The sequence below is a fragment of the Streptomyces sp. NPDC051907 genome, from assembly GCF_040681075.1.
Classification (GTDB): Bacteria; Actinomycetota; Actinomycetes; order Streptomycetales; family Streptomycetaceae; genus Streptomyces.
The window spans coordinates 13,638-33,820 of sequence record NZ_JBFAYB010000051.1 but is presented as its reverse complement, the minus strand read 5'-3'; the positions used below and the strand labels follow the sequence as shown (position 1 = coordinate 33,820).

The 20,183-nt window shown below is 73.7% G+C and carries 20 protein-coding genes; 8 read left to right on the top strand and 12 right to left on the bottom strand.

What is annotated here, in order from left to right; all coding sequences use genetic code 11:
• Window positions 1-159: 159 nt before the first annotated feature.
• The 6 genes from AB0M39_RS24680 to AB0M39_RS24655 all read left to right on the top strand — a co-directional run bounded on the left by AB0M39_RS24680 (window position 160) and on the right by AB0M39_RS24655 (window position 6,016).
• Complete coding sequence (locus tag AB0M39_RS24680; protein WP_365367888.1) at window positions 160-303, top strand: putative leader peptide; 144 nt, start codon at window positions 160-162, stop codon at window positions 301-303.
• 620 nt (window positions 304-923) lie between these two features.
• Window positions 924-1,952 carry an ABC transporter substrate-binding protein gene (locus tag AB0M39_RS24675; protein WP_365367886.1) on the top strand — a complete coding sequence of 343 codons (1,029 nt, stop codon included), beginning with the start codon at window positions 924-926 and terminating at the stop codon, window positions 1,950-1,952.
• Window positions 1,953-1,955: 3 nt separating this feature from the next.
• Window positions 1,956-2,777, top strand: coding sequence for an ABC transporter ATP-binding protein (locus AB0M39_RS24670; RefSeq protein ID WP_365367884.1), 822 nt, complete (start codon window positions 1,956-1,958; stop codon window positions 2,775-2,777).
• On the top strand, window positions 2,774-3,667 hold the full coding sequence (locus AB0M39_RS24665; RefSeq protein ID WP_365367882.1) for an ABC transporter permease: 894 nt from the start codon (window positions 2,774-2,776) through the stop codon (window positions 3,665-3,667). Before AB0M39_RS24670 ends, AB0M39_RS24665 begins: the two co-directional genes overlap by 4 nt.
• Before the next feature lie 8 nt (window positions 3,668-3,675).
• The gene (locus AB0M39_RS24660; RefSeq protein ID WP_365367879.1) at window positions 3,676-5,010 is read left to right on the top strand and encodes an LLM class flavin-dependent oxidoreductase; all 1,335 of its coding nucleotides are present in this window, start codon (window positions 3,676-3,678) and stop codon (window positions 5,008-5,010) included.
• A 109-nt stretch (window positions 5,011-5,119) separates the two neighbouring features.
• The gene (locus AB0M39_RS24655) at window positions 5,120-6,016 is read left to right on the top strand and encodes a TauD/TfdA family dioxygenase (protein WP_365367877.1); all 897 of its coding nucleotides are present in this window, start codon (window positions 5,120-5,122) and stop codon (window positions 6,014-6,016) included.
• 122 nt (window positions 6,017-6,138) lie between these two features.
• On the opposite strand, the gene AB0M39_RS24650 is transcribed toward AB0M39_RS24655, so the two are convergent.
• From AB0M39_RS24650 to AB0M39_RS24600, 11 genes are all read right to left on the bottom strand, one after another.
• Entirely contained in the window at window positions 6,139-6,777 is a 639-nt protein-coding gene (locus AB0M39_RS24650) for an LAETG motif-containing sortase-dependent surface protein (RefSeq protein WP_365367875.1), read from the bottom strand.
• A gap of 138 nt (window positions 6,778-6,915) precedes the next feature.
• Window positions 6,916-7,425, bottom strand: a complete 510-nt coding sequence (locus tag AB0M39_RS24645) for a DUF6328 family protein (RefSeq protein ID WP_365367873.1) — start codon at window positions 7,423-7,425, stop codon at window positions 6,916-6,918.
• Between the two features lie 82 nt (window positions 7,426-7,507).
• Window positions 7,508-8,866, bottom strand: coding sequence for a carboxyl transferase domain-containing protein (locus tag AB0M39_RS24640; RefSeq protein ID WP_365367871.1), 1,359 nt, complete (start codon window positions 8,864-8,866; stop codon window positions 7,508-7,510).
• Window positions 8,859-10,271, bottom strand: coding sequence for an acyl-CoA synthetase (locus AB0M39_RS24635; RefSeq protein WP_365367869.1), 1,413 nt, complete (start codon window positions 10,269-10,271; stop codon window positions 8,859-8,861). The genes AB0M39_RS24640 and AB0M39_RS24635 overlap by 8 nt, the downstream gene beginning before the upstream one ends.
• A gap of 120 nt (window positions 10,272-10,391) precedes the next feature.
• Entirely contained in the window at window positions 10,392-11,555 is a 1,164-nt protein-coding gene (locus tag AB0M39_RS24630; protein ID WP_365367867.1) for an alpha/beta fold hydrolase, read from the bottom strand.
• On the bottom strand, window positions 11,552-12,904 hold the full coding sequence (gene pcaB / locus AB0M39_RS24625) for a 3-carboxy-cis,cis-muconate cycloisomerase (protein ID WP_365367865.1): 1,353 nt from the start codon (window positions 12,902-12,904) through the stop codon (window positions 11,552-11,554). Before pcaB ends, AB0M39_RS24630 begins: the two co-directional genes overlap by 4 nt.
• Window positions 12,891-13,526, bottom strand: a complete 636-nt coding sequence (gene pcaG / locus AB0M39_RS24620) for a protocatechuate 3,4-dioxygenase subunit alpha (protein ID WP_365367863.1) — start codon at window positions 13,524-13,526, stop codon at window positions 12,891-12,893. The genes pcaB and pcaG overlap by 14 nt, the downstream gene beginning before the upstream one ends.
• Window positions 13,523-14,293: a protocatechuate 3,4-dioxygenase subunit beta gene (pcaH, locus tag AB0M39_RS24615; RefSeq protein WP_365367861.1), complete on the bottom strand. Its 771-nt coding sequence runs from the start codon at window positions 14,291-14,293 to the stop codon at window positions 13,523-13,525. The genes pcaG and pcaH overlap by 4 nt, the downstream gene beginning before the upstream one ends.
• A gap of 5 nt (window positions 14,294-14,298) precedes the next feature.
• Window positions 14,299-15,495 (bottom strand): thiolase family protein, encoded by a 1,197-nt coding sequence (locus AB0M39_RS24610; protein ID WP_365367859.1) that lies wholly within the window; start codon window positions 15,493-15,495, stop codon window positions 14,299-14,301.
• An 11-nt stretch (window positions 15,496-15,506) separates the two neighbouring features.
• Window positions 15,507-16,265 carry a CoA-transferase gene (locus tag AB0M39_RS24605; RefSeq protein WP_365367857.1) on the bottom strand — a complete coding sequence of 253 codons (759 nt, stop codon included), beginning with the start codon at window positions 16,263-16,265 and terminating at the stop codon, window positions 15,507-15,509.
• Window positions 16,262-17,083, bottom strand: coding sequence for a CoA-transferase (locus AB0M39_RS24600; protein WP_365367938.1), 822 nt, complete (start codon window positions 17,081-17,083; stop codon window positions 16,262-16,264). Before AB0M39_RS24600 ends, AB0M39_RS24605 begins: the two co-directional genes overlap by 4 nt.
• A 128-nt stretch (window positions 17,084-17,211) precedes the next feature.
• On the opposite strand from AB0M39_RS24600, the gene AB0M39_RS24595 reads away from it, so the two are divergent.
• Window positions 17,212-17,649: a MarR family transcriptional regulator gene (locus AB0M39_RS24595; protein WP_365367855.1), complete on the top strand. Its 438-nt coding sequence runs from the start codon at window positions 17,212-17,214 to the stop codon at window positions 17,647-17,649.
• A 105-nt stretch (window positions 17,650-17,754) separates the two neighbouring features.
• Here the strand turns inward: AB0M39_RS24595 and AB0M39_RS24590 are convergent, their stop codons facing one another.
• Complete coding sequence (locus tag AB0M39_RS24590; RefSeq protein ID WP_365367853.1) at window positions 17,755-18,753, bottom strand: GerMN domain-containing protein; 999 nt, start codon at window positions 18,751-18,753, stop codon at window positions 17,755-17,757.
• Between the two features lie 435 nt (window positions 18,754-19,188).
• On the opposite strand from AB0M39_RS24590, the gene dhaK reads away from it, so the two are divergent.
• Complete coding sequence (gene dhaK, locus AB0M39_RS24585; protein ID WP_365367851.1) at window positions 19,189-20,181, top strand: dihydroxyacetone kinase subunit DhaK; 993 nt, start codon at window positions 19,189-19,191, stop codon at window positions 20,179-20,181.
• Window positions 20,182-20,183 lie beyond the last annotated feature (2 nt).

Genomic DNA, 20,183 nt, shown 5'->3' with positions numbered 1-20,183 from the left:
TCCCGGCGCTGGCCCAACCGCGCCAGGGGGCGGTGGGAACACCGGGGAGAACAGGCGCCGTCACGGCCGTGACGGCGGGCCGCCCACAGCTCACGTCATCGGCGACGGCGGGGCGAGATCACCCGCCATACGCGCGAAAGAATTCCGCAACAATTCACCATGCGAGACGATTTCCAGGGGGCGTTGACGTGGCCGGAAGTCGCTGACATTCTCTGCGGTGTGAGTCAAGCTGACATTCTCGTATCGCGCCTGCACGTCGATCTCCGACGGCACGCCAGCGCACTCTGTGCCGCCGGCCGCTGAGACGCGCGCAGCTGACTTCCTCTCCGACGGCGGCGGGCTCGCGCCCAATGGAATCCGCGATCCGGGCCTGACAGGTCCGGCCTCCTCGGACCGTTCGGGCTCCAGGCTCGCCCAGCAGGCTCCGGCCGGCGCCGACGTCTGTTGAGGGCTCCCGCCCGCCCCTGCCAGGACCGCCCAGGTCCCCGGAGGTTCGGGAGCCCGCCGACAGAGCCGGCGCCCGGGCCTGCGCCTGAGCCCTCCCGCCTCGGCTGACCCGGCAGACCCCGCCGCGCCCTCGCAGCCCCCGCCGTCGTCCCGCGGATCTCGCGGTCGCCGCCGGGAGTTGCAGGAGACGGCAGGACGCGGCTTGCGCCGCCGGGGTCCGAGCGGGTCCGGCCGGCCGTCGGCCGCGTGCTCGCCGGCCAGGAGCGGCGCCCGCCCCCAGGCCGCCCCCGGCCCGGGCGTCGCAGAGGCATGAACGCGTCGCCCGCCCCCGCGGTGACGCATGCTCAGCGCCCGCCGCTATTCCCGTCTCAGTTCCCGTCGCAATAACTGTCGCAATTCCCGTCGCGGAAATCCCCTGCGTTTCGCCTGTCCGATTCCGCCGGCCCTTTCCTGAATTCTTCGCGCACCCGAACGGAATGACTGACGTGCACACCACATCCCGACGCAACTTCCTCGTCCTCTCCGGAATATCGGCCCTCGCGGCCGCCGGCTGCGGCACGGCGAGCGGCAGCGGCACGCGGAACACCACCACCCTCCGCTACCAGGGCTCCGCCGGGGCGGTCACTCCGCCCGAACTCGCCGAGTCGCTCGGCTACCTGGGCGACGTCAAGCTCGAATGGGTGGGCAACACCACCAGCGGCCCGCAGGACATCCAGTCCGCCGCGGCCGGCCAGAGCGACTTCGGCGGCGCCTTCAACGGCGCGGTGGTCAAGCTCGCCTCCCGCAAGGCCCCCGTCAAGGCGGTCGTCAGCTACTACGGCTCCGACGAGCACGCCTACAGCGGCTACTTCGTCGGCGAGAAGAGCCCCATCCGCACCGCGCGCGACCTCATCGGCAAGAAGGTCGGCATGAACACCCTGGGCGCGCACGCCGAGGCGTTGCTCGACATCTACCTCAAGAAGAACGGGCTCAGCCGCGCCGAGGCCGAGCAGGTCGAGCGGATCGTCGTCCCGCCCGTCAACACCGAGCAGGCCCTGCGCCAGCGCCAGATCGACGTGGCCGTCCTCAGCGGGATTCTGCGCGACAAGGCCCTGGAGACCGGGGGCATCCGCAAGCTGTTCAGCGACTACGACCTGCGCGGGGCCTTCAGCGCCGGCACCTACGTCCTGACCGAGCGGTTCATCGAGCAGAACCCGCAGACGGTCCGGACCTTCGTCACCGGCGTGGGCAAGGCCCTGGACTGGTCGCGCGCCACGCCGCGCGACGAGGTCGTCGCCCGCTTCACCGAGATCGTCGCCAAGCGGAAGCGCAACGAGAGCGCCGACGCGCTGAAGTACTGGCGCTCCTACGGCGTCGCCGGCTCCAGCGGCCGCATCGCCGAGGAGGAGCTGGCCGTCTGGGCCGACTGGCTGACCGAGCGCGGCGACATCAAGCCCGGCCGGGTCAAGGTCGGCGAGCTCTACACCAACGAGTTCAACGGCGCCGGCGCCGCGAAGGGGAGCTGACCCATGACCGCGAAGATCAGTTTCAGGGGGGTCGGCAAGACCTTCCCCGTACGCGGAAAGCGGCAGGTCGTCACCGCGCTGGACGGCATCGACCTGGACATAGCCGCCGGCGAGTTCGTCGTGGTCGTCGGCCCGAGCGGATGCGGCAAGTCCACGCTGCTGGACCTCCTCGGCGGGCTCTCCCAGCCGACGTCCGGTCAGATTCTGCTGGACGGGTCGCCCGTCACGGGACCGGGGCTCGACCGGGGCATCGTCTTCCAGCAGTACGCCCTGCTCCCCTGGCGCACCGCCCAGGGCAACGTCGAGTTCGGTCTGGAGGCCACCGGCGCGCCGCGCCGCGAGCGGGCCGAGCGGGCCCGGGAGTATCTGGCCCTGGTCGGGCTCTCCGGCTTCGAGGACCGGCATCCGCACGAGCTCTCCGGCGGGATGCGCCAGCGCGTGGCCATCGCCCGCTCCCTCGCGTACGACCCCGACGTGCTGCTGATGGACGAGCCGTTCGCCGCGCTCGACGCGCAGACCCGCGAGTCGCTCCAGGACGAGCTGCTGAGGATCTGGCAGCGCACCGGCAAGACGATCGTCTTCATCACCCACGGCATCGACGAGGCGGTCCGCCTCGGACAGCGCGTCGCCGTGCTGACCTCCCGCCCGGGCCGGATCAAGGAGGTCGTGCCGATCGTCCTCGGCGAAGGCGACGGCGAGGGGGGCGGGGACGGGGATCCGCGCTCCAGCCCCGAGTTCGCCCACCACCGCCACCAGATCTGGAGCCTGCTGCGCGACGAGGTCAGCCGGGCCCAGCAAGAGGAGAGGGAGGCCGCAACGCTATGAGCGCCACCGTCGAGAAAGCCCTGCCGACCGCCGCCGGCGATGTGAGCGGCGCCGCGCGGCACGCCGACCCCGTGCTTCCCCGGCCGCCCCGCGCCCGCGCCGTGCCCGCGCCGCTGCGCCTGGCCGGCCGCATCCTGCTGGCCGTCCTCACCCGTACCGCGGCCATCGCGGTGCTGCTCGGGGTGTGGGAGGCCGCGCCCCGGCTCGGTCTGGTCGACCAGACCTTCCTGCCGCCGTTCTCCGAGGTCGCCGTCGCCTGGTGGGAGCTGCTGCTCGACGGCGAGCTCGCCGAGCACGCGCAGGCCAGCCTGGTGCGCTCGCTGTCCGGGTTCGGGCTCGCGGTCGTCGTCGCCGTCCCGCTGGGCCTGCTGATCGGCTGGTACCGGCCGGTCGCCGACCTCCTCGGGCCGCTGCTCGAGGTCTTCCGCAACACCGCGGCGCTCGCGCTGCTGCCGGTGTTCGTCCTGCTGCTGGGCATCGGCGAGACGTCCAAGATCTCGATCGTGCTGTACGCGTGCACCTGGCCGATCCTGCTCAACACCATCAGCGCCGTGCGCAGCGTCGACCCGACCCTGCTCCGGCTCGCCAAGTCGATGGACCTGCCCGCTCCGAGGATCTTCCAGAAGGTGATCCTGCCCGCGTCGGCGCCGACCGTGTTCACCGGCATCCGGCTGGCCGGAGCGGTCGCCATCCTGGTGCTGGTCGCCGCCGAGATGGTGGGCGCCAAGGCCGGGCTCGGCTATCTCGTCAACGCGTCGCAGTTCAACTTCGCGATCCCCGAGATGTACGCCGGGATCATCACGATCTCCGCCATCGGCGTCGCCTTCAACCAACTGCTCGTAGCCCTCGAACGGCGCTTCACGTCCTGGCGCACCCCGAACGGAGACTGAGGAACCGCATGTCCGCCGACGCACCACGCCAGTTCCATCTCAACGCGTTCCTGATGAACGCGGGCCACCACGACGCCGCCTGGCGCCACCCCCGCACCCAGCCCGAGCGGATCACCGATCTCGCCTACTTCCAGGAGCTGGCCCGCACCGCCGAGCGCGGCAGGCTCGACTCGCTCTTCCTCGCCGACGGCGTCGCCCTGTGGGGCAACGCCCGCTACAACGCGGTCGGCGGGTTCGAGCCGCTCACGCTGCTGTCCGCGCTGGCGGTGGCCACCGAGCACATCGGGCTGATCGCGACCGTCTCCACCACCTTCAACGAGCCCTTCCACGTGGCCCGCAAGTTCGCCTCGCTCGACCACCTCAGCGACGGGCGGGCCGGCTGGAACATCGTCACCTCGGGCAATGTCGCCGAGTCGCGGAACTTCGGCCTCGAAGAGCACCCGGACCACGCGCTGCGCTACGAGCGGGCCGCGGAGTTCCTGGACGTGACCCGTCAGCTGTGGGACAGCTGGCACGACGACGCCGTGGTCGTCGACCGCGAGCAGGGCGTCTACTCGCCCGAGGGCGCCGTGCGGCCGATCGGCCACCGCGGAAAGCACTTCCGGGTCGACGGGCCGCTGAACGTACAGCGCTCTCCGCAGGGCCATCCGCTGCTGGTGCAGGCCGGGTCGTCGGAGGACGGCAAGGAGTTCGCGGCCCGGCACGCGGAGGCGGTGTTCACCGCCCAGCAGACCCTGGCCGACGGCCAGACCTTCTACAAGGACCTCAAGTCCCGTCTGGCCAAGTACGGCCGTACGCCGGACCAGTTGAAGATCCTCCCGGGCATCTGCCCGATCCTCGGGGCGACCGAGGCCGAGGCCCTGGCGCTGGAGGACGAGCTGACCGGCCTCCAGGTCCCGGAGTACGGGCTTCAGCAGCTGTCCGGGATGCTCGGCACGGACCTGAGCGGCCTCCCGCTGGACGGCCCGCTGCCCGAGTTGCCCGAGGAGCGGGACATCAACGGCAACAAGTCCCGCTTCACGCTCGTCGCCGAGCTCGCGCACCGCGAGAAGCTCACCATCCGCCAGCTGATCGCCCGGCTCGGCGGCGGCCGCGGCCACCGCGTCGTCGCCGGCACGCCCGAGCAGATCGCGGACCAGCTGGAGCTCTGGTTCGCCGAGGGCGCGGCGGACGGCTTCAACATCATGCCGCCCTATCTGCCCGGCGGGCTCGACGACTTCGTGGACCAGGTGGTCCCGCTGCTCCAGGACCGGGGCCTGTTCCGCACGGAGTACACCGGCCGCACCCTGCGCGAGCACTACGGCCTGCCGCGGCCCGCCGGCCGCCCGGCGCTCGCCGGCTGAGCCCAACCCGAGAACCGTCCACCGTCCACCGACTCCTCCACCGTCCAGACAAAGCCCGTCCACCGTCCCGAGAAAGCCCGTCCCCCGTCCAGAGAAAGGCAGCACCCTCATGAGCAGCACCGGATTCGACGTCCGCCGGATCGGCGGCCGCATCGGCGCGGAGATCCTCGGCGTCGACGTCTCAGCCGACCTCGACCCCGCGGTCGTAGCGGAGATCAACTCCGCGCTCCTGGAGCACAAAGCGCTCTTCTTCCGCGACCAGGACCTCGACGACGCGGCACAGATACGGTTCGCCTCCCTCTTCGGCGAGCTCACCACCGCGCACCCCACCGTCCCGTCCGTCGACGGCCAGCCGCACATCCTCCCGGTCGACGGCGACGAGGGCATCCGCGCCAACCAGTGGCACACGGACGTCACGTTCCTGCGCACCCCGCCCAAGGCCTCCACGCTGCGCAGCCTGGTGGTCCCGCCCTACGGCGGCAACACCCTGATCGCGAACTCCGCGGCCGCCTACCGGGATCTGCCCGAGGCGCTGCGGGAGCTCGCCGACCGGCTGTGGGCGGTGCACACCAACGCGTACGACTACGCCGAGCCGAAGAGCGAGAAGGCGGCGGAGCACCGCAGGCGGTTCGTCTCCACGAAGTACCGCACCGAGCACCCGGTGGTACGGGTCCACCCGGAGACGGGCGAGCGGGGGCTGTTCATCGGCGGCTTCGCGCAGAGCCTGGTGGGGCTCTCCCCGTCGGAGTCCCGTGACGTCCTGCGGATCCTCCAGGCGTATGTGACGCGCCCGGAGAACGTCGTTCGCTGGGCCTGGGCACCGGGCGACCTGGTGCTCTTCGACAACCGCATCACCCAGCACTACGCGCCCGACGACTACGGCGACCTGCCGCGGCTGCTGCACCGTGTGACGGTCGCGGGCGATGTGCCTCGGGGAGTCGACGGCGAGCTCAGCCGGGTCCTGGAGGGCGACGAGGCCGCGCACTACACGCCCGCCGCGGTCTAGAGACACGGAAGGGGTGGGCAGGCCCGTCGGGGGAACGGCCTGCCCACCCCGCGCACTTCGTCAGCGCCCGCTCGTCCGCCTCGGAGAGGCGGGCGCTGATCGCGTGCCGTGTCCCAGCGGTGTCAGTCCTGTGCGGCGCGACGCTTGCGCGCGGCCCACAGGATTCCGCCGCCCGCGACGATGACCGCGGCGGCAGCGCCCGCGATCAGCGGCGTGGAGTTGGACGAGCCGGTCTCGGCGAGGTCGCCGCCCGGGCTGCTCGGCGAGGCCGAGGGAGTCTGGGGAGGAGCGGTGGTGGCAGGCGCGCTGGTGCTCGGCGTGCTGCTCGGCGTCGGCGTGGCCGTGCTCGGCGTGGCGCTCGGCGACGGGGTGGTCGGCGTGGCCGACGGCTTCGGGGTGCTGTCCTGGCACACCGGGGCCTTCTTGGTCTCGTCGCGCGAGAACTTCTCGCCGTCGCCCGCCTTCACGATGAGGCGGACGGTGAGCTCCTTGTCGTGCTTGGGGAGCTCGAGCTTCTTGTGGAAGTCGTTCTGGAACTTCTCGGCGGGCAGCAGGTCCTTGCCGTCCACCGTCACGGTCACGGTGTTCTCGGACTTGGGTCCGTAGTTGGTCAGATCAACGCTGACCTCGGTGCAGGTCACATCCCACACGGGGGTGTGCGCCAGCGCGGGGCCGGCCGACAGACCGACGCCGAGGGCGCCGGCGGTCGCGACCGCCGCCAGGGCCCCCGAGCCCAGCCACGATCTTCTGTTCACAGTCACAGGTTCCTCCAGGATCGCACCCGCCACCCATCTGGCGGTGCGCGCACAGTACCGCCATGGCGCCACACCGATACACCCACCCCACACCTCCGACTTCCGTAACTCGCCCCCCGGGCGGGCCGGTGGCGTCGGGCCGGTTCAGTCCCGGACCGGCGCGGCGTCCGAGGGCCGGTTGACGCGTGCCCACGCGGGGAGCAGGAACCAGCACACGACGAACCAGAGGACCATCCCCGCGACCAGCCACACCGCGAGGCTGTCGTCGCCCGCCACGCGCAGGATCAGCAGCAGCGAGGACGCCATGGTGCACAGCAGCAGGACCAGACCGAGCACGGTCAGACGCGAGGCCCACACGACGGTCTGCGGTTTGAGCCGCTTGCCGGTGAGGAGACGGTGGAAGGAGACGGGTCCGATCAGCACGCCGGTGGTCGCCGCGCCGAGGATGACGGTGACGGTGTAGATGTCGTTGTCGGTCGCCGACAGGTCGGCGAAACGTGGCTGGAAGGCGACGGTGAGCAGAAAGCCGAAGAGGATCTGCACACCGGTCTGGGCGACCCTCAGCTCCTGGAGGAGCTCGACCCAGCGGCGGTCCGCCCTCTCCTCCTCGGTCTCGTCCCGTCCCCGGCCGCGGCCTTCGTCGCTCTGCTCCATGCCGAGCACCTCCCGGATCGTCGAGCCGCCCGGTCGGGCGGCTCTGCCTCGCTGCCGTGTCGAACTGGCCTGGATTCGCCCCTTATACCTCATCGCACGCGTTCGAAACGGGGACGATGCCACGGACGACTCCGAGTTCCACGAGGTCCTGGGGCCGCAGGTGCAGCTGGTCGGCGGTCGCGTGGGCGGCCTCGGGCGGGCGCTTGAGGATGGCCGCGGCGAGCTCGGGTGCGATCACGGAGAAGTAGCTGTCGGGCGTGGCCCAGGTGTTGTGGGGCGCGGCGAGGGCGAGGGCGCCGCCGGAGCCGCCCTCTCCGATGAGCAGCGTGGTGACGGGAACGCCCGCCTCGGCGACGGCTGCGAACACCTCGGCGATGGCGGCGCCCGCGCCCGCGTGCTCGGCGGCGGCGTCGTTGGCGGCCCCAGGTGTGTCGACGAGCGTGAGCACCGGCGCGCCCAGCCGGTCGGCGAGCCTGACGAGCCGGGCGGCGGTGCGGTACCCGGCGGGCGTGGTGGCGGTGCCGCCCTGGGCGGCGTAGGCGACGACCTGCCCCTCGCGCAGCCCGAACCCGCAGTGCATCCCGGGGTCGACGCCGCCGCAGCGGTCTCCGCCGAGGGCCTCGCGGCAGTCGAAGTAGGCGTCCAGATAGGCCTCGGCACGGGGCCTGCGCGGCGAGCGGGCGCGGAGCACGGCGTCCCAGCCGGTGGCGGGCAGCTCGCCTTCGCCGAGCGCGTGCGGCGGCGGTACGGGCGTCCGCGTCCGCTGCCCCTCCCCCGTCAGCAGGCGCAGCCATCTGGTCAGCGTGCCCGGCAGCTCGCTCGGCGCCACCACCGCGTCCACGGCGCCGGACGCCAGCTGGGACTCGGCCGTATAGGCCAGCGGATCGGCGTCGCGCGGGCGGACCCGGGAGCCGGCGAAGCCGACCTGGGCGCCGGGCAGCGCCAGGACGACGTCCGCTCCCGCGCCCAGCGTGGCCCAGCCGCCGCCGGTCGTCGGGTCGCGTACGACCGCGAGCTGCGGGAGTCCGGCCGCCCGGGTCAGGGCGGACTGGCGTGCCACCCGCTGGAGTTGGACCAGGGCCCGCATCCCCTCCTGCATCCGGCTGCCGCCGGTCGCGATCAGGGAGACGACGGGCAGGCGGCGCTCGCGCGCGTGGGCGTACGCGGCCTCCAGCCGGTCGCCCGTCCGCTCGCCCAGCGAGCCGCCGAGGAAGCCGAACTCGAAGGCGATCACGACCGCCTCGACCGTCCCGAACAGGCCGACGCCACAGACGACGGACTCGGTCTCGCCGGTGCGCCGCACGGCCCGCTCGCGCGAGGCCGCGTACCCCTCCCAGCCGATCGGCCCCTCGGCCGGGAACGGCGTGCTCGGGACGGGCAGTTCGGCGAACTCGTCCGTCACCCGCGCCACCGCCGCGCGGGCGCTGAGCCGCTCAGCCATTCAGGGCCCGCTTCATGACCTTGCCCATGTCGTTGCGCGGCAGAGCCTTGAGGAAGCGCACCTCGCGGGGCCGCTTGTGCGGGGCGAGCTGGGCGGCGACATGCGCGGCGAGGTCCTGGGCGGCGGGCGGCGCGGACGGGTCCGCCGGCACGACCCAGGCGACGATCCGCTCTCCGAGGTCCGCGTCCGGCTCGCCCGTCACCGCCGCCTCCCGCACCCCCGGGCAGTCCAGCAGCGCGTTCTCGATCTCTCCCGCGCCGATCTTGTAGCCGCCGCTCTTGATGAGGTCGGTGGCCTTGCGGCCGACGATGCGCAGACAGCCGTCGGGGTCGCGGCTCGCCATGTCCCCCGTACGGAACCATCCGTCGTCGAAGGCGGCCTCGGTCGCGTCGGGCCGGTTCAGATACTCGGTGAACAGATTGGGTCCGCGGACCTGGATCTCGCCGATGCCGTCGCTCTCGTCCACCAGCCGCAGCTCGACGCCGCGCAGCGGGACGCCGACCGTGCCGGGCCGGGGCTCGCCGTCCGCCCGGACGGAGGTGTTCATCAGCGTCTCGGTCATCCCGTACCGCTCGATCACCCGTCGGCCCGTCGCCGCCGCGATGCGCTCGTGGTCGTGCAGGGGCAGCGCGGCCGAGCCCGAGACCAGCAGCCGCGCCCCGGCCAGGGCCTTCGCCAGGCCCGGGTCGCCGTCGAGCGCCTCGGCGATCCGGTGGTACATCGTCGGCACGCCGAAGAGCATCGTGGCCCCCGAGGTCAGCTCGCGCGCCACGCCCTCGGTGCTGAACCGCCCCAGATGCCGCACCGAGCCGCCGCGGCGCAGCGGGCCGAGGACGCCGAGTATCAGCCCGTGGACGTGGAAGAGCGGCAGCGCGTGGACGAGGACGTCGTCGGCGGTCCACTGCCAGGCGTCCTCGAGCGCGTCGAGGGTGGCGGCGACGGCCCGGCGCGGGAGCACGGCGCCCTTGGGCGGGCCCGTGGTGCCGGAGGTGTAGACGATCAACGCGGGCGACTCGTCCGCGGGCTCGGGCGGCAGCGGGGCGCCGGGCCGGCCGCTGGTCTCGACGTCCGTGCGCGGCAACGCCGCCAGCGCCGGGGGCAGTTCGTCGCCGGGCGCGGCGAGCACCAGCGTCGGCGCGCTGTCGGCGAGGATGTGCGCCAGCTCCCGCTCGCCGGTCCTCGGGTTGAGCGGCACGGCCGGCACGCCGGCCAGCAGCGCGGCCACCACGGCCACGGCGGTCTCCAGCGTCGGGGTCGCCCAGACGGCGACCCGCTGCGCGTCGGATATTCGGGAGGCCAGCGCTCCCGCCGCCCCCGCCAGGTCGGCGTGGGTCAGGGACCGCTCGCCGAACTGGAGGGCCGGGCGCGGCGACCTGGCGGCGAGGGCCGGGAAGAGAGGGGACACGCGGCGTACTCCTTGCTGTAGTCGGCTCCTCCCTCGATGATCCCTCCGTCCGGCGGCGGCCGCCGGTCGAATGGCTCACACCCGACGTCGAGCGGGGCGGCGCCGCCGAGCGCCGGCCGCTCAGCGTGCGGCGTCGATCTCGTCGAAGACCCGTTGCGCCGTCGCGAAGGCCGCGTTCGCGGCGGGCGCCCCGCAGTAGACGGCGCACTGGAGCAGCACCTCGCCGATCTCCCGACGGCTGAGGCCGCACCCGAGCGCGGCCCGCACATGGAGGGCGAGTTCGTCCCTGTGGCCCAGGGCGGTCAGCGCGGTGAGGGTGACACAGCTGCGGGTGCGCCGGTCCAGGGTGTCGTCCGTCCAGATCTCGCCCCACGCACAGCGGGTGATGAAGTCCTGGAAGCGGGCGGTGAATTCGGTGGTGCGGGCGACGGCGGCATCGACGTACGCGTCGCCGAGCACGGCCCGGCGGGCTGCCGTGCCCGCCGCGTGGCGCGAGACGTCGTCGGCGGGCGAGGACGGCCGGAAGTGGGCGGCCAGCGCCGCCGAGACCGGCTCGGGCCGCTCGACGCCGGCCAGATGGGCGGCGCCCGGGATCTCGAGCAGGGTCGCGCCCGGCACCGCGTCCGCGATCTCGCGGGCGTGCTCGGGCCCGGTCGCCGGATCGTCGCGGCCGGCCACGACCAGCGTCGGCGCCTCTACGCGGGACAGCTGGTCCCTGAGGTCGTACGCGCCGAGCGCGTCGCAGCAGGCCGCGTATCCGGCCGGGTCGACGGCCCGCAGGTCGGCGATGAGGGCGGCGGCCAGGGGCGAGGAGTCCGCGAAGGCGGCGGAGTACCAGACGCCAGGCCGGCTGGCCGCCATCGCCCCGGGGCCGTCGGCCCGCACCAGCGCGGCGCGCGCCGACCAGGCCGCCGCGTCGTCGAAGACGGCCGAGGAGCAGACCAGCGCGAGGGACCGGACCCGCTCGGGGCAGTGGACGGCCAGGTGCAGCCCGACCGCGCCGCCCAGCGAGACGCCCGCGTAGGAGAAGGCGCCCAGCCCGAGGGAGTCGGCGAGCGCGATCACCGCCTCGGCGAGGTCGGCGACGGTGGCGCTCCCGTCGTGCGGCAGGAGGCCGGCGGCGGAGCCGCCGTGGCCCGGCAGGTCGTAGCGGATCAGCCGGTGGCGCCGGGCGAGCGAGGGGACCTGCGGGTCCCATACGGCGAGCGAGGCGCCCAGCGAGGGGCCGAGGATCAGAGGCGGGCCGGAGCCGTCCACGCGGTGGTGCAGCAGGGGGGCGGTCATGGGCGCTCCTGGGAGTCGGCGGCGTGCGGGGCGCGCCGCAGCGCGCGGTCGGCGAGGGCGGGGGCGGCGCCCGTGTAGCCGGTGGGGTCGGCGAGTTCGGTCAGTCGGGCCGTGGACAGCAGTCCGGCGAGCGCGGGATCGTCGGCGAGGGCGTCGGCCAGGCCGACCGCCTCGGCGGCGGCGCGCTGGGCCGCCGCGGCGACGAGCGCCTTGGCGCGGGCCGCGCCCACGTGGGGTGCGAGGGCGGCGGCGATCCGTTCGCTGACGATGAGGCCGTCGGTGAGGTCGAGCTGTGCGCGCATACGGTACGGGAACACCCGCAGCCCCTCGGCCAGTTCGGCCGCCTCGCGGGCGGCGCCGCCCGCGAGGCGCAGCAGCTCGCGCAGCGTCTGCCACTCCGCGTGCCAGGCGCCGGCGGGCCGTTCGTCCTCCGCGACGAGCGAGCCGAGCAGTACCGCGGCGAGCGCGGGCGACTGCCGGGCGGCGGCCGCGATGAGCGTCGCGCGCACCGGGTTGGCCTTGTGGGGCATGGCGGACGAGGTGCCGCCGCTGCCTTCGGCGACCTCGCCGAGCTCGGTGCGGGAGAGCACGAGGACGTCGGCGGCGAGCTTGCCGAGCGCGCCGCAGGCGAAGGCGAGCGCGGCGGCGAGGTCGGCGACGGGCGTGCGCAGGGTGTGCCAGGGCAGCGTCGGCTCGGCGAGGCCGGTCTCGGCGGCGAAGGCGGCGGCCAGCGCGATCCCGTGGTCGCCGAACGCGGCCAAGGTGCCCGCCGCTCCGCCGAGCTGGGCGGGCAGCCGCAGCGCCGAGAGCCGGTCGTGGGCGTCGAGCACCAGGCTGCGCCAGCCCGCCGCCTTCAGTCCGAAGGTCGTCGGCACGGCGTGCTGGGTGAGGGTGCGGGCCGCCATCGGGGTGTCGCGGTGCCGCGCGGCGAGCGCGGCCAGGGCGGCCGCCGTGCGCTCGAGGTCCACGAGGACGCCCGGCAGGGTGCGGGCCGCGGTCAGCATCAGCGCGGTGTCCACGATGTCCTGGCTAGTGGCACCCCGGTGGACGTACGGCGCCGCGTCCGGGCCGGCCTCGGCGGTCAGATCGGCGATCAGCGGGATGACGGGGTTGCCGCCGGCCCGGGCGCGCAGCGCCAGGTCCCGTACGTCGTAGCGCTCGGCGCGCGCGGCGGCGGCGACCGCGTCGGCCGCCTCGGCGGGGGCGAGGCCGAGCGCCGCCTGGGCCCGGGTCAGGGCCGCCTCGGCGTCCAGCATGGCCTGGAGCAGGGCCGCGTCCCCGGTGCTCGCCTCGGCCGCGGCGCCCGCCCGCACCGGGGCGAGGAGGCCCACGTCGTCACCGGGGGTCATGGGGACCGCCGCTCGGACCGCCGGCCGCGCGGCCGGTGCGGTGGAAGTCGAGGAAGACCGTCTCTCCCTCGCCTTGCAGACGGACGTCGAACCGGAGGGCCCGGGTCCCTCCGCGCCCGGTCCCTTCGCCGCCCTCGGGCGTGGCCATGAGCGTCGCCCGGCGCGCCGGGTCCAGCGAGGCGAGCAGCGCGTCCTCGCCGCCGGGCAGATAGGCCCGGGTGAACAGATGGTGGGTCAGTCCGCGCGCGAAGACGCAGACGCTGATGTACGGAGCGGGCGCCGGCCCGCCCGGGGCGAGGGTGCGCAGCGTGTAGTGCCCGTCGGCGTCGGTGGGGACGCGTCCGAAGCCGGTGAAGTCCACCCCGTTGCGGCCGAGGAAGCCCCCCGTCACCGGGTCGCGGCGCATCGACCCGGGCGCCGCGGCGATCGATCCGTCGGGTCCCGCCTGCCAGAACTCCAGCAGGGCGTCGGGGATCGGCGCGCCCGCCCCGTCGTACACACGGCCGTGCAGGGTGATCGCGTCGGGGTGGGAGGCCGGGGCGACGTCGCCGCCGCCGGGGAACGGCAGCGCGTAGCCGTAGAAGGGGCCGACGGTGTGCGAGGGCGTGGGCGGCAGACTCATCGGCGGCCTTCCTCGATCCAGGTGGCGCTGGGGCCGTCGAGCACGATGTCCCAGTGGTAGCCGAGCGACCACTCGGGCTGGGAGAGGGTGTGGTCGTAGCGGGCGACCAGCCGGTCGCGGGCCTGCTGGTCGGTGACGGACCGCAGGATCGGGTCGTAGGCGAACAGCGGATCGCCCGGGAAGTACATCTGGGTCACCAGCCGCTGCGTGAAGGCCGTGCCGAAGAGCGAGAAGTGGATGTGGGCGGGCCGCCAGGCGTTCTCGTGGTTGCGCCACGGGTAGGCGCCGGGCTTGACGGTGGTGAAGCGATACGAGCCGTCGTCGCCGGTCAGTACCCGTCCCACGCCGGTGAAGTGGGGGTCGAGCGGGGCGGGGTGCTGGTCGCGCTGGTGGGCGTAGCGGCCGGAGGCGTTGGCCTGCCACAGTTCGATCAGCTGGCCGCGCACGGGCCGTCCGCCGCTGTCGAGGAGCCGGCCGGAGACGGTGATCCGTTCGCCGAGGGGCTCGCCCGCGTGCTGGCGGGTGAGGTCGCCGTCGGCCTCGGTGACGTCGGTGACGCCGAAGACGGGGGTGCGCAGCTCGACGGTCTCGGGGTCGCCGCCCACCGCGACGAGCGGCTGCTCTGGGTGGCGCAGGACGCTGCTGCGGTAGGGGGCGAAGTCGCGCTGCGGATGGTCGGCGGGGCGCTGTCCGTCGGCGAGGGCCTTGTCGTACTCCCGCTGTTTCTCGGCGAGTTCGAGGTCTATGACGGCCTGGGTGTCTGCCATCGGTTCTACCTTTCGAGGACGAGGGCGAGGCCCTGGCCGACGCCTATGCACAGGGAGGCGACCGCGAGGCCGCCGCCCGCCGCCTTGAGCTGGTGGGCGGCCGCGCCGGCGAGACGGGCGCCGGAGGCGCCGAGGGGGTGGCCGACGGCGATCGCCCCGCCGCGCGGATTGACCAGGGCGGGGTCCAGCTCGGGCCATTCGGCGAGGCAGCCGAGGACCTGGGCGGCGAAGGCCTCGTTGAGCTCGACGAGGCTCAGATCCGTGAAGGTGCGGCCTGATCTGCTGAGCGCCTGCCGGACGGCCTGGACGGGCCCGAGTCCGAAGTACCGGGGGTCGATGCCGGTGACGGCGGAGGCGCGGATACGGGCGAGCGGCTCGCGGCCGGTGGCCCGCAGCCCCTCCTCGTCGGCGAGCAGCAGGGCGGCGGCGCCGTCGTTGAGCGGCGAGGCGTTGCCGGCCGTGACCGTGCCGTTGTCGCGGAAGGAGGGCTTCAGCTTGGCGAGCGCGTCCATCGAGGTGGAGTCGCGGACGCTCTCGTCCCGTACCAGCTCCACGCCGTCGTACGGCACGACCTCGGCGTCGTAGTGCCCGTCCTTCCACGCGGCGGCCGCCTTCTCGTGGCTGGCCAGGGCGTAGGCGTCCTGCTGCTCGCGGGTGATGCCGTGCTTGTCGGCGATCAGCTCCGCGCTCTCGCCGAGGGGGATCGTCCACTGCGGCGGCATGCCGGGGTTGACCATGCGCCAGCCGAGGGTGGTGGAGTGGAGCTGCTGGTGGCCGGCGGGGAAGGCCCGTTCGGGCTTGGGCAGCACCCAGGGCGCGCGGGACATCGACTCGACGCCGCCGGCCAGGGCGAGGGAGACGTCGCCGAGCGCGATGGCCCGCGCGGCCTGGACGACGGCCTCGAGGCCTGAGGCGCACAGCCGGTTGACGGTGACGCCGGGCACGGAGAAGGGCAGCCCGGCGAGGAGCACGGCCATGCGCGCGACGTCGCGGTTCTCCTCGCCGGCGCCATTGGCGTTGCCGAAGAAGACGTCGCCGACGCGGGCGGGGTCGAGGTCCGGCGTACGGACGAGGAGGCTCCTGACGACGTGCGCGGCGAGGTCGTCGGGTCGTACGGAGGACAGCGCGCCGCCGTACTTGCCGACGGGCGTGCGGACGGCGTCGACGACATAGACGTCGCGCCGGGGCAGATCGCGGGTCATCGGGGGCTCCTTCAGGCGGCCTTGAGAGCGCGGAGCGCGGCCAGCTCGGCGGCGGTGGGCGGCTCGGTGGCCGTGACGGCGCCGGCGGTCCTCAGCTCCCAGCCGGTGGCGTCGCGGACCTGCTGGACGGTGACGCCGGGGTGGAGCTCGGTGAGGACCAGCTCGGCGGTGGCCGGGTCGGGGCGCAGCACGCCGAGGTCGGTGATGACGGCGACGGGTCCGGCGCCGGGCAGGCCGAGCCGGGCGCGGTCGCCGGGGCCGGCGCCATGGCCGAGGGTGGTGACGAAGTCGAGTTTCTCCACGAAGTTGCGGGTGGAGTGGCGGAGCACCATCAGCACCTTGCCGCAGTTCGCGGCGATCTCGGGGGCGCCGCCCGCGCCGGGGAGCCGGCCCTGCGGGCGGTCGGGGCCGCGGTCCACGAGGGTGGTGTTGATGTTGGCGAAGCGGTCGATCTGGGCGGCGCCGAGGAAGCCGACGTCGATCCGGCCGCCCTGCAGCCAGTAGTTGAACATCTCGGGCACCGACACGACCGCGTCCGCGGTCTCGGCGAGCTCGCCGTCGCCGATGGAGAGCGGCAGCCGGGTCGGCTTGGACCCGATCGTGCCGGACTCGTAGAGCAGGACGAGGCCGGGGTTGAGGGTGGTGCGGGCGAGGTTGGCGGCGGTGGAGGGCAGCCCGATGCCGACGAAACAGGTCGTGGCCCCGGCCAGCGCCCGGGCGGCGTTGACCTCCATCAGCTCGTCGCGGGTGAAGTCCGTCTCGGCGTTCATCGGGCGGTCGCCCCTTCGGTGCGTACGTTCTGCTCGATCCACTGGGCGAAGCTCTCGCGGTCCCGGGCGATGGCGTCCCATGCCTGGTAGAAGGCGTTGTCGCGCACGGAGTACCCGCTGGCGTACGAGGGGTGGGCGCCGCCGGGCGCGACGGCGACCGCGTCGACGACCCAGGTGGGCAGCACGATCCCGCCGGGGCGGGGCTCCAGCCGGTCGACGACCTCCTCGACGGTGACGAGCACCCGGTCCGCGGCGAGCGCGGCCTCCTTCTGGACGCCGGTCAGCCCCCACAGCTGGACGTTTCCGTCCCGGTCGGCCTGCTGGGCGTGGACGACGGCGACGTCGGGGTTGAGGGCGGCGACCGCGGCCAGCTCCTCGCCCGTGAAGGGGCACACGACGGTGGCGACGGTGTCCGTGCGGGTGGCGAGGTCGGAGCCGCGGTAGCCGCGCAGCACGGCGAAGGGCAGCTTGGAGGCGCCGGCGACATAGCGGTTGGCCATGCCGGCGTGGCTGTGCTCGTCCAGCTCCAGAGGGCGCGGCCAGCCGTTCTCCACGGCGTCGCGGAAGCGGTGGAGCGAGCCGACGCCGGGGTTGCCGCCCCAGGAGAAGACCAGCTTCCTCGCCAGGCCCGCGCCGATGAGCTGGTCGTAGACGACGTCGGGGGTCATCCGTACGAGGGTGAGGTCGGTGACGCCCTGGCGGATGATCTCGTGCGCCGCCGCGAACGGGATCAGGTGGGTGAAGCCCTCCAGCGCGACGGTGTCGCCGTCGTGGATGAGGTCCGCCACGGCGTCGTGGAGACTGCGGATGTCGGCCATCGTCACTCCGTGGTGCAAGCAGTGAATAATACTCAGTGCACTGACTATTTTTGGTAACGAGGCAGTACGCTTCCACGCAGATACTCGTCCGTCAATAGGTCAGTACACGTACTAGTGAGGGGGGCCGTATGACCGCGGTCGATCTGAGCACCCACCCCGGGCATCTGGCCCGACGGCTTCAGCAGGCGCACTCCCTGCTGTGGGGCGCGATGGTCTCCGAGGAGACCACCTCGCCGCAGTTCGCGGTGCTCAACACTCTCGTCGAGAAGCCGGGCATCGACCAGCGCACGCTCGGCCGGCACGTCCACCTGGACCGCTCCACCATCGCCGACGTGGTCGCCCGCCTCGCCCGGCGCGGGCTCCTGGCGCGGGTGCGGGATCCGCTGGACGGCCGGCGCAATGTGCTGGAGCTGACCGACGAGGGCGAGAAGCTCCACCGCAGGCTCGTCAGCCGCACCAGCCGGATGAACCGGGTGTTCCTGTCGCCTCTCGACGAGGACGAGCAGCAGGTGCTGCTGCGGCTGATCGCGCGGGTCGCGGACGCGGCGGAGGACCTGCGGGCCTGAGGGCGGGTGCGTCGCCGGGCCTCGGTCGGTCGGGGGCGGGGCGCCGTCGGACCGCGGTGCGTCGGCGGCCGTGCAGGTCAGGCGTGCGTCAGCAGGCGGTGCGCGTCAGCGGTTCAGCGTCAGCGGGACCGTGTCGACGACCACCAGACGGGCGTCCTCAACGGAGCGGTAGTACGCGGTCAGCATGCCGCCGCCGGAGCGCACGGCCCGGTAGGGCAGCGTCACGTCGAAGCTCCCCCGCGTGCCCGACCCCGAGGAGGCCGTGACCAAGGCGTCGGCCGCCGCACGGCCGGCGGAGTCCGTGATCTTCAGATTGAAGGCGGCCTCGAAGGTGTTCGCGCTGCCCCACACCCGCACCGGGCTGCCGATCTCGCTGCCCGGCAGCGGGCCCTCCACCAGGATCTGTGGCGTCAGGTCCTCGAAGTCCGCGCGGCCCACCGGCTTGTCGAGGGCGACGCCCTCGCCGCCGAGGCTGCTCACCGGCTTGCCGTCGAGCGCGAACCGCACCTTGTGGATCTCGGGGAAGCGCGTCGCGGTGAAGACGACCTGGGCGACGCGGGCCCGCAGGGACGTATCGCCGCCGTCGTCGAACCGTTCGGACAGGTCCACGGTCGCCAGGTTCCTGCGTACGACCACCGAGTTGAGGGCCGTGCCCGCCGGGATGGCCGTGGTGCGCTCGTCCGCCCGCTCCGCGCGGCTGGGCCCCGCGAGCAGGGCGCGCAGCGCGCCGTCGGCGGTGGCGGGCGCGGTGACCTGGCGCGGGGCCGGGGACATGTGCTCGCCGTGCAGGAAGTACACCGAGGTGCGCAGCTGCCGCTTGCCGCCGCCCACGGTCCGCTCCAACGGCGGCATCCGGGCCGCGGGGACGGTGGACCCCGAAGAGCCCTTCTGCTCCAGGCCGTTCGCGCCGGGTCCGCCGAGGGACGATCCGGCGTCTGTCCACGGCCCGGCTTCCGCCCGGACGTCGCTCGCGGGCGCGTCCGGCGCCGAGGGCCGCCCGTCCGCGCAGGCCGCGGCCGTGACCGCGAGCACAAGCGCGGCCGACAGGGCCAGCAGACGGTTCCATCGCGGCGCGGCAGGCGGGCGGCGCTTCTCAGTGCTCATGGCTGTCTCCTCCGACGCCCATCAGGCAACACCTGGGCCGAGTGCGGCGCCAAGAGAGAACATCGGTCCCTCAGGAGCGCGTTTGAACCAGGCCTTCCGCTTCCCGGGGCCGCCTACGGTCGTCGGGTGAGCCGGATCGCGGTTCGACAAGCCTCGGGCCCCCAGACGCCCCGGTCGCGGGCCGACAGCTCGCGATCGCTCGCGGGGCCGGGCGCCGTACACCCCCTGCCCCCCTCTGCACACCTCCCGCCAATCGAATTCATGTTCGACACCGACGAGCCGCCCGTCTCCCGCTCGCCGTGCCGTTTCGCCCCCCGACCCGATCAAGGCGCTCACCCGCCTGGCCCTGGGCGGCAGGCTGGCCTACCGTCGCCATCAGGGCGGACGCGGCCGCCGCTGGGCCTGATGTGTAGTCGATCTCACCGGGAGATACCCATGAGGATGCTTGTCAACGTGCCGGAGACCGTCGTCGCGGACGCGCTGCGCGGAATGGCCGCCGCGCACCCCGAGCTGGCCGTGGACGTGGAGAACCGGGTGATCGTACGGCGGGACGCACCCGTCGCCCAGAAGGTCGGGCTGGTCTCCGGAGGCGGGTCGGGGCATGAGCCGCTGCACGGCGGGTTCGTCGGGCCCGGCATGCTCGACGCCGCCTGCCCCGGAGAGGTCTTCACCTCCCCCGTGCCCGACCAGATGGCGCGGGCGGCCGCCGCCGTGGACAGCGGCGAGGGGGTGCTCTTCATCGTCAAGAACTACACCGGCGACGTCCTCAACTTCGAGATGGCCGCCGAGCTCGCCGAGGACGAAGGGGTCCGGCTCGCCCGGGTCGTGGTCGACGACGACGTGGCGGTCACCGACAGCACGTTCACGGCGGGGCGCCGGGGCACCGGAGCGACCCTGTTCGTCGAGAAGATCGCGGGAGCGGCCGCCGAGGCGGGCGCCCCGCTGGAGCGGGTCGAGGCCGTCGCCCGGCAGGTGAACGCGAGTTCCCGCAGCTTCGGCGTCGCGCTGAGCGCCTGCACCACGCCCGCGAAGGGCAGCCCGACCTTCGACCTCCCGCCCGGGGAGCTGGAGTTGGGCATCGGCATCCACGGCGAGCCGGGCCGGGAGCGGCGCGCCATGATGACCTCCCGGGAGATCGCCGACTTCGCGGTGCACGCCGTCTTGGACGACCTCGCCCCGACCGGTCCGGTGATCGCGCTCGTCAACGGAATGGGGGCCACCCCGCTGCTGGAGCTGTACGGGTACAACGCGGAGGTGCAGCGGGTGCTCGCCGAGCGCGGCGTGCCGGTGGCCCGTACCCTCGTCGGGAACTATGTGACCTCGCTCGACATGGCCGGCTGCTCGGTGACGCTCTGCCAGGTCGACGAGGAGCTGCTGCGGCTGTGGGACGCCCCGGTGCAGACCGCGGCGCTTCGCTGGGGTCGCTGAAG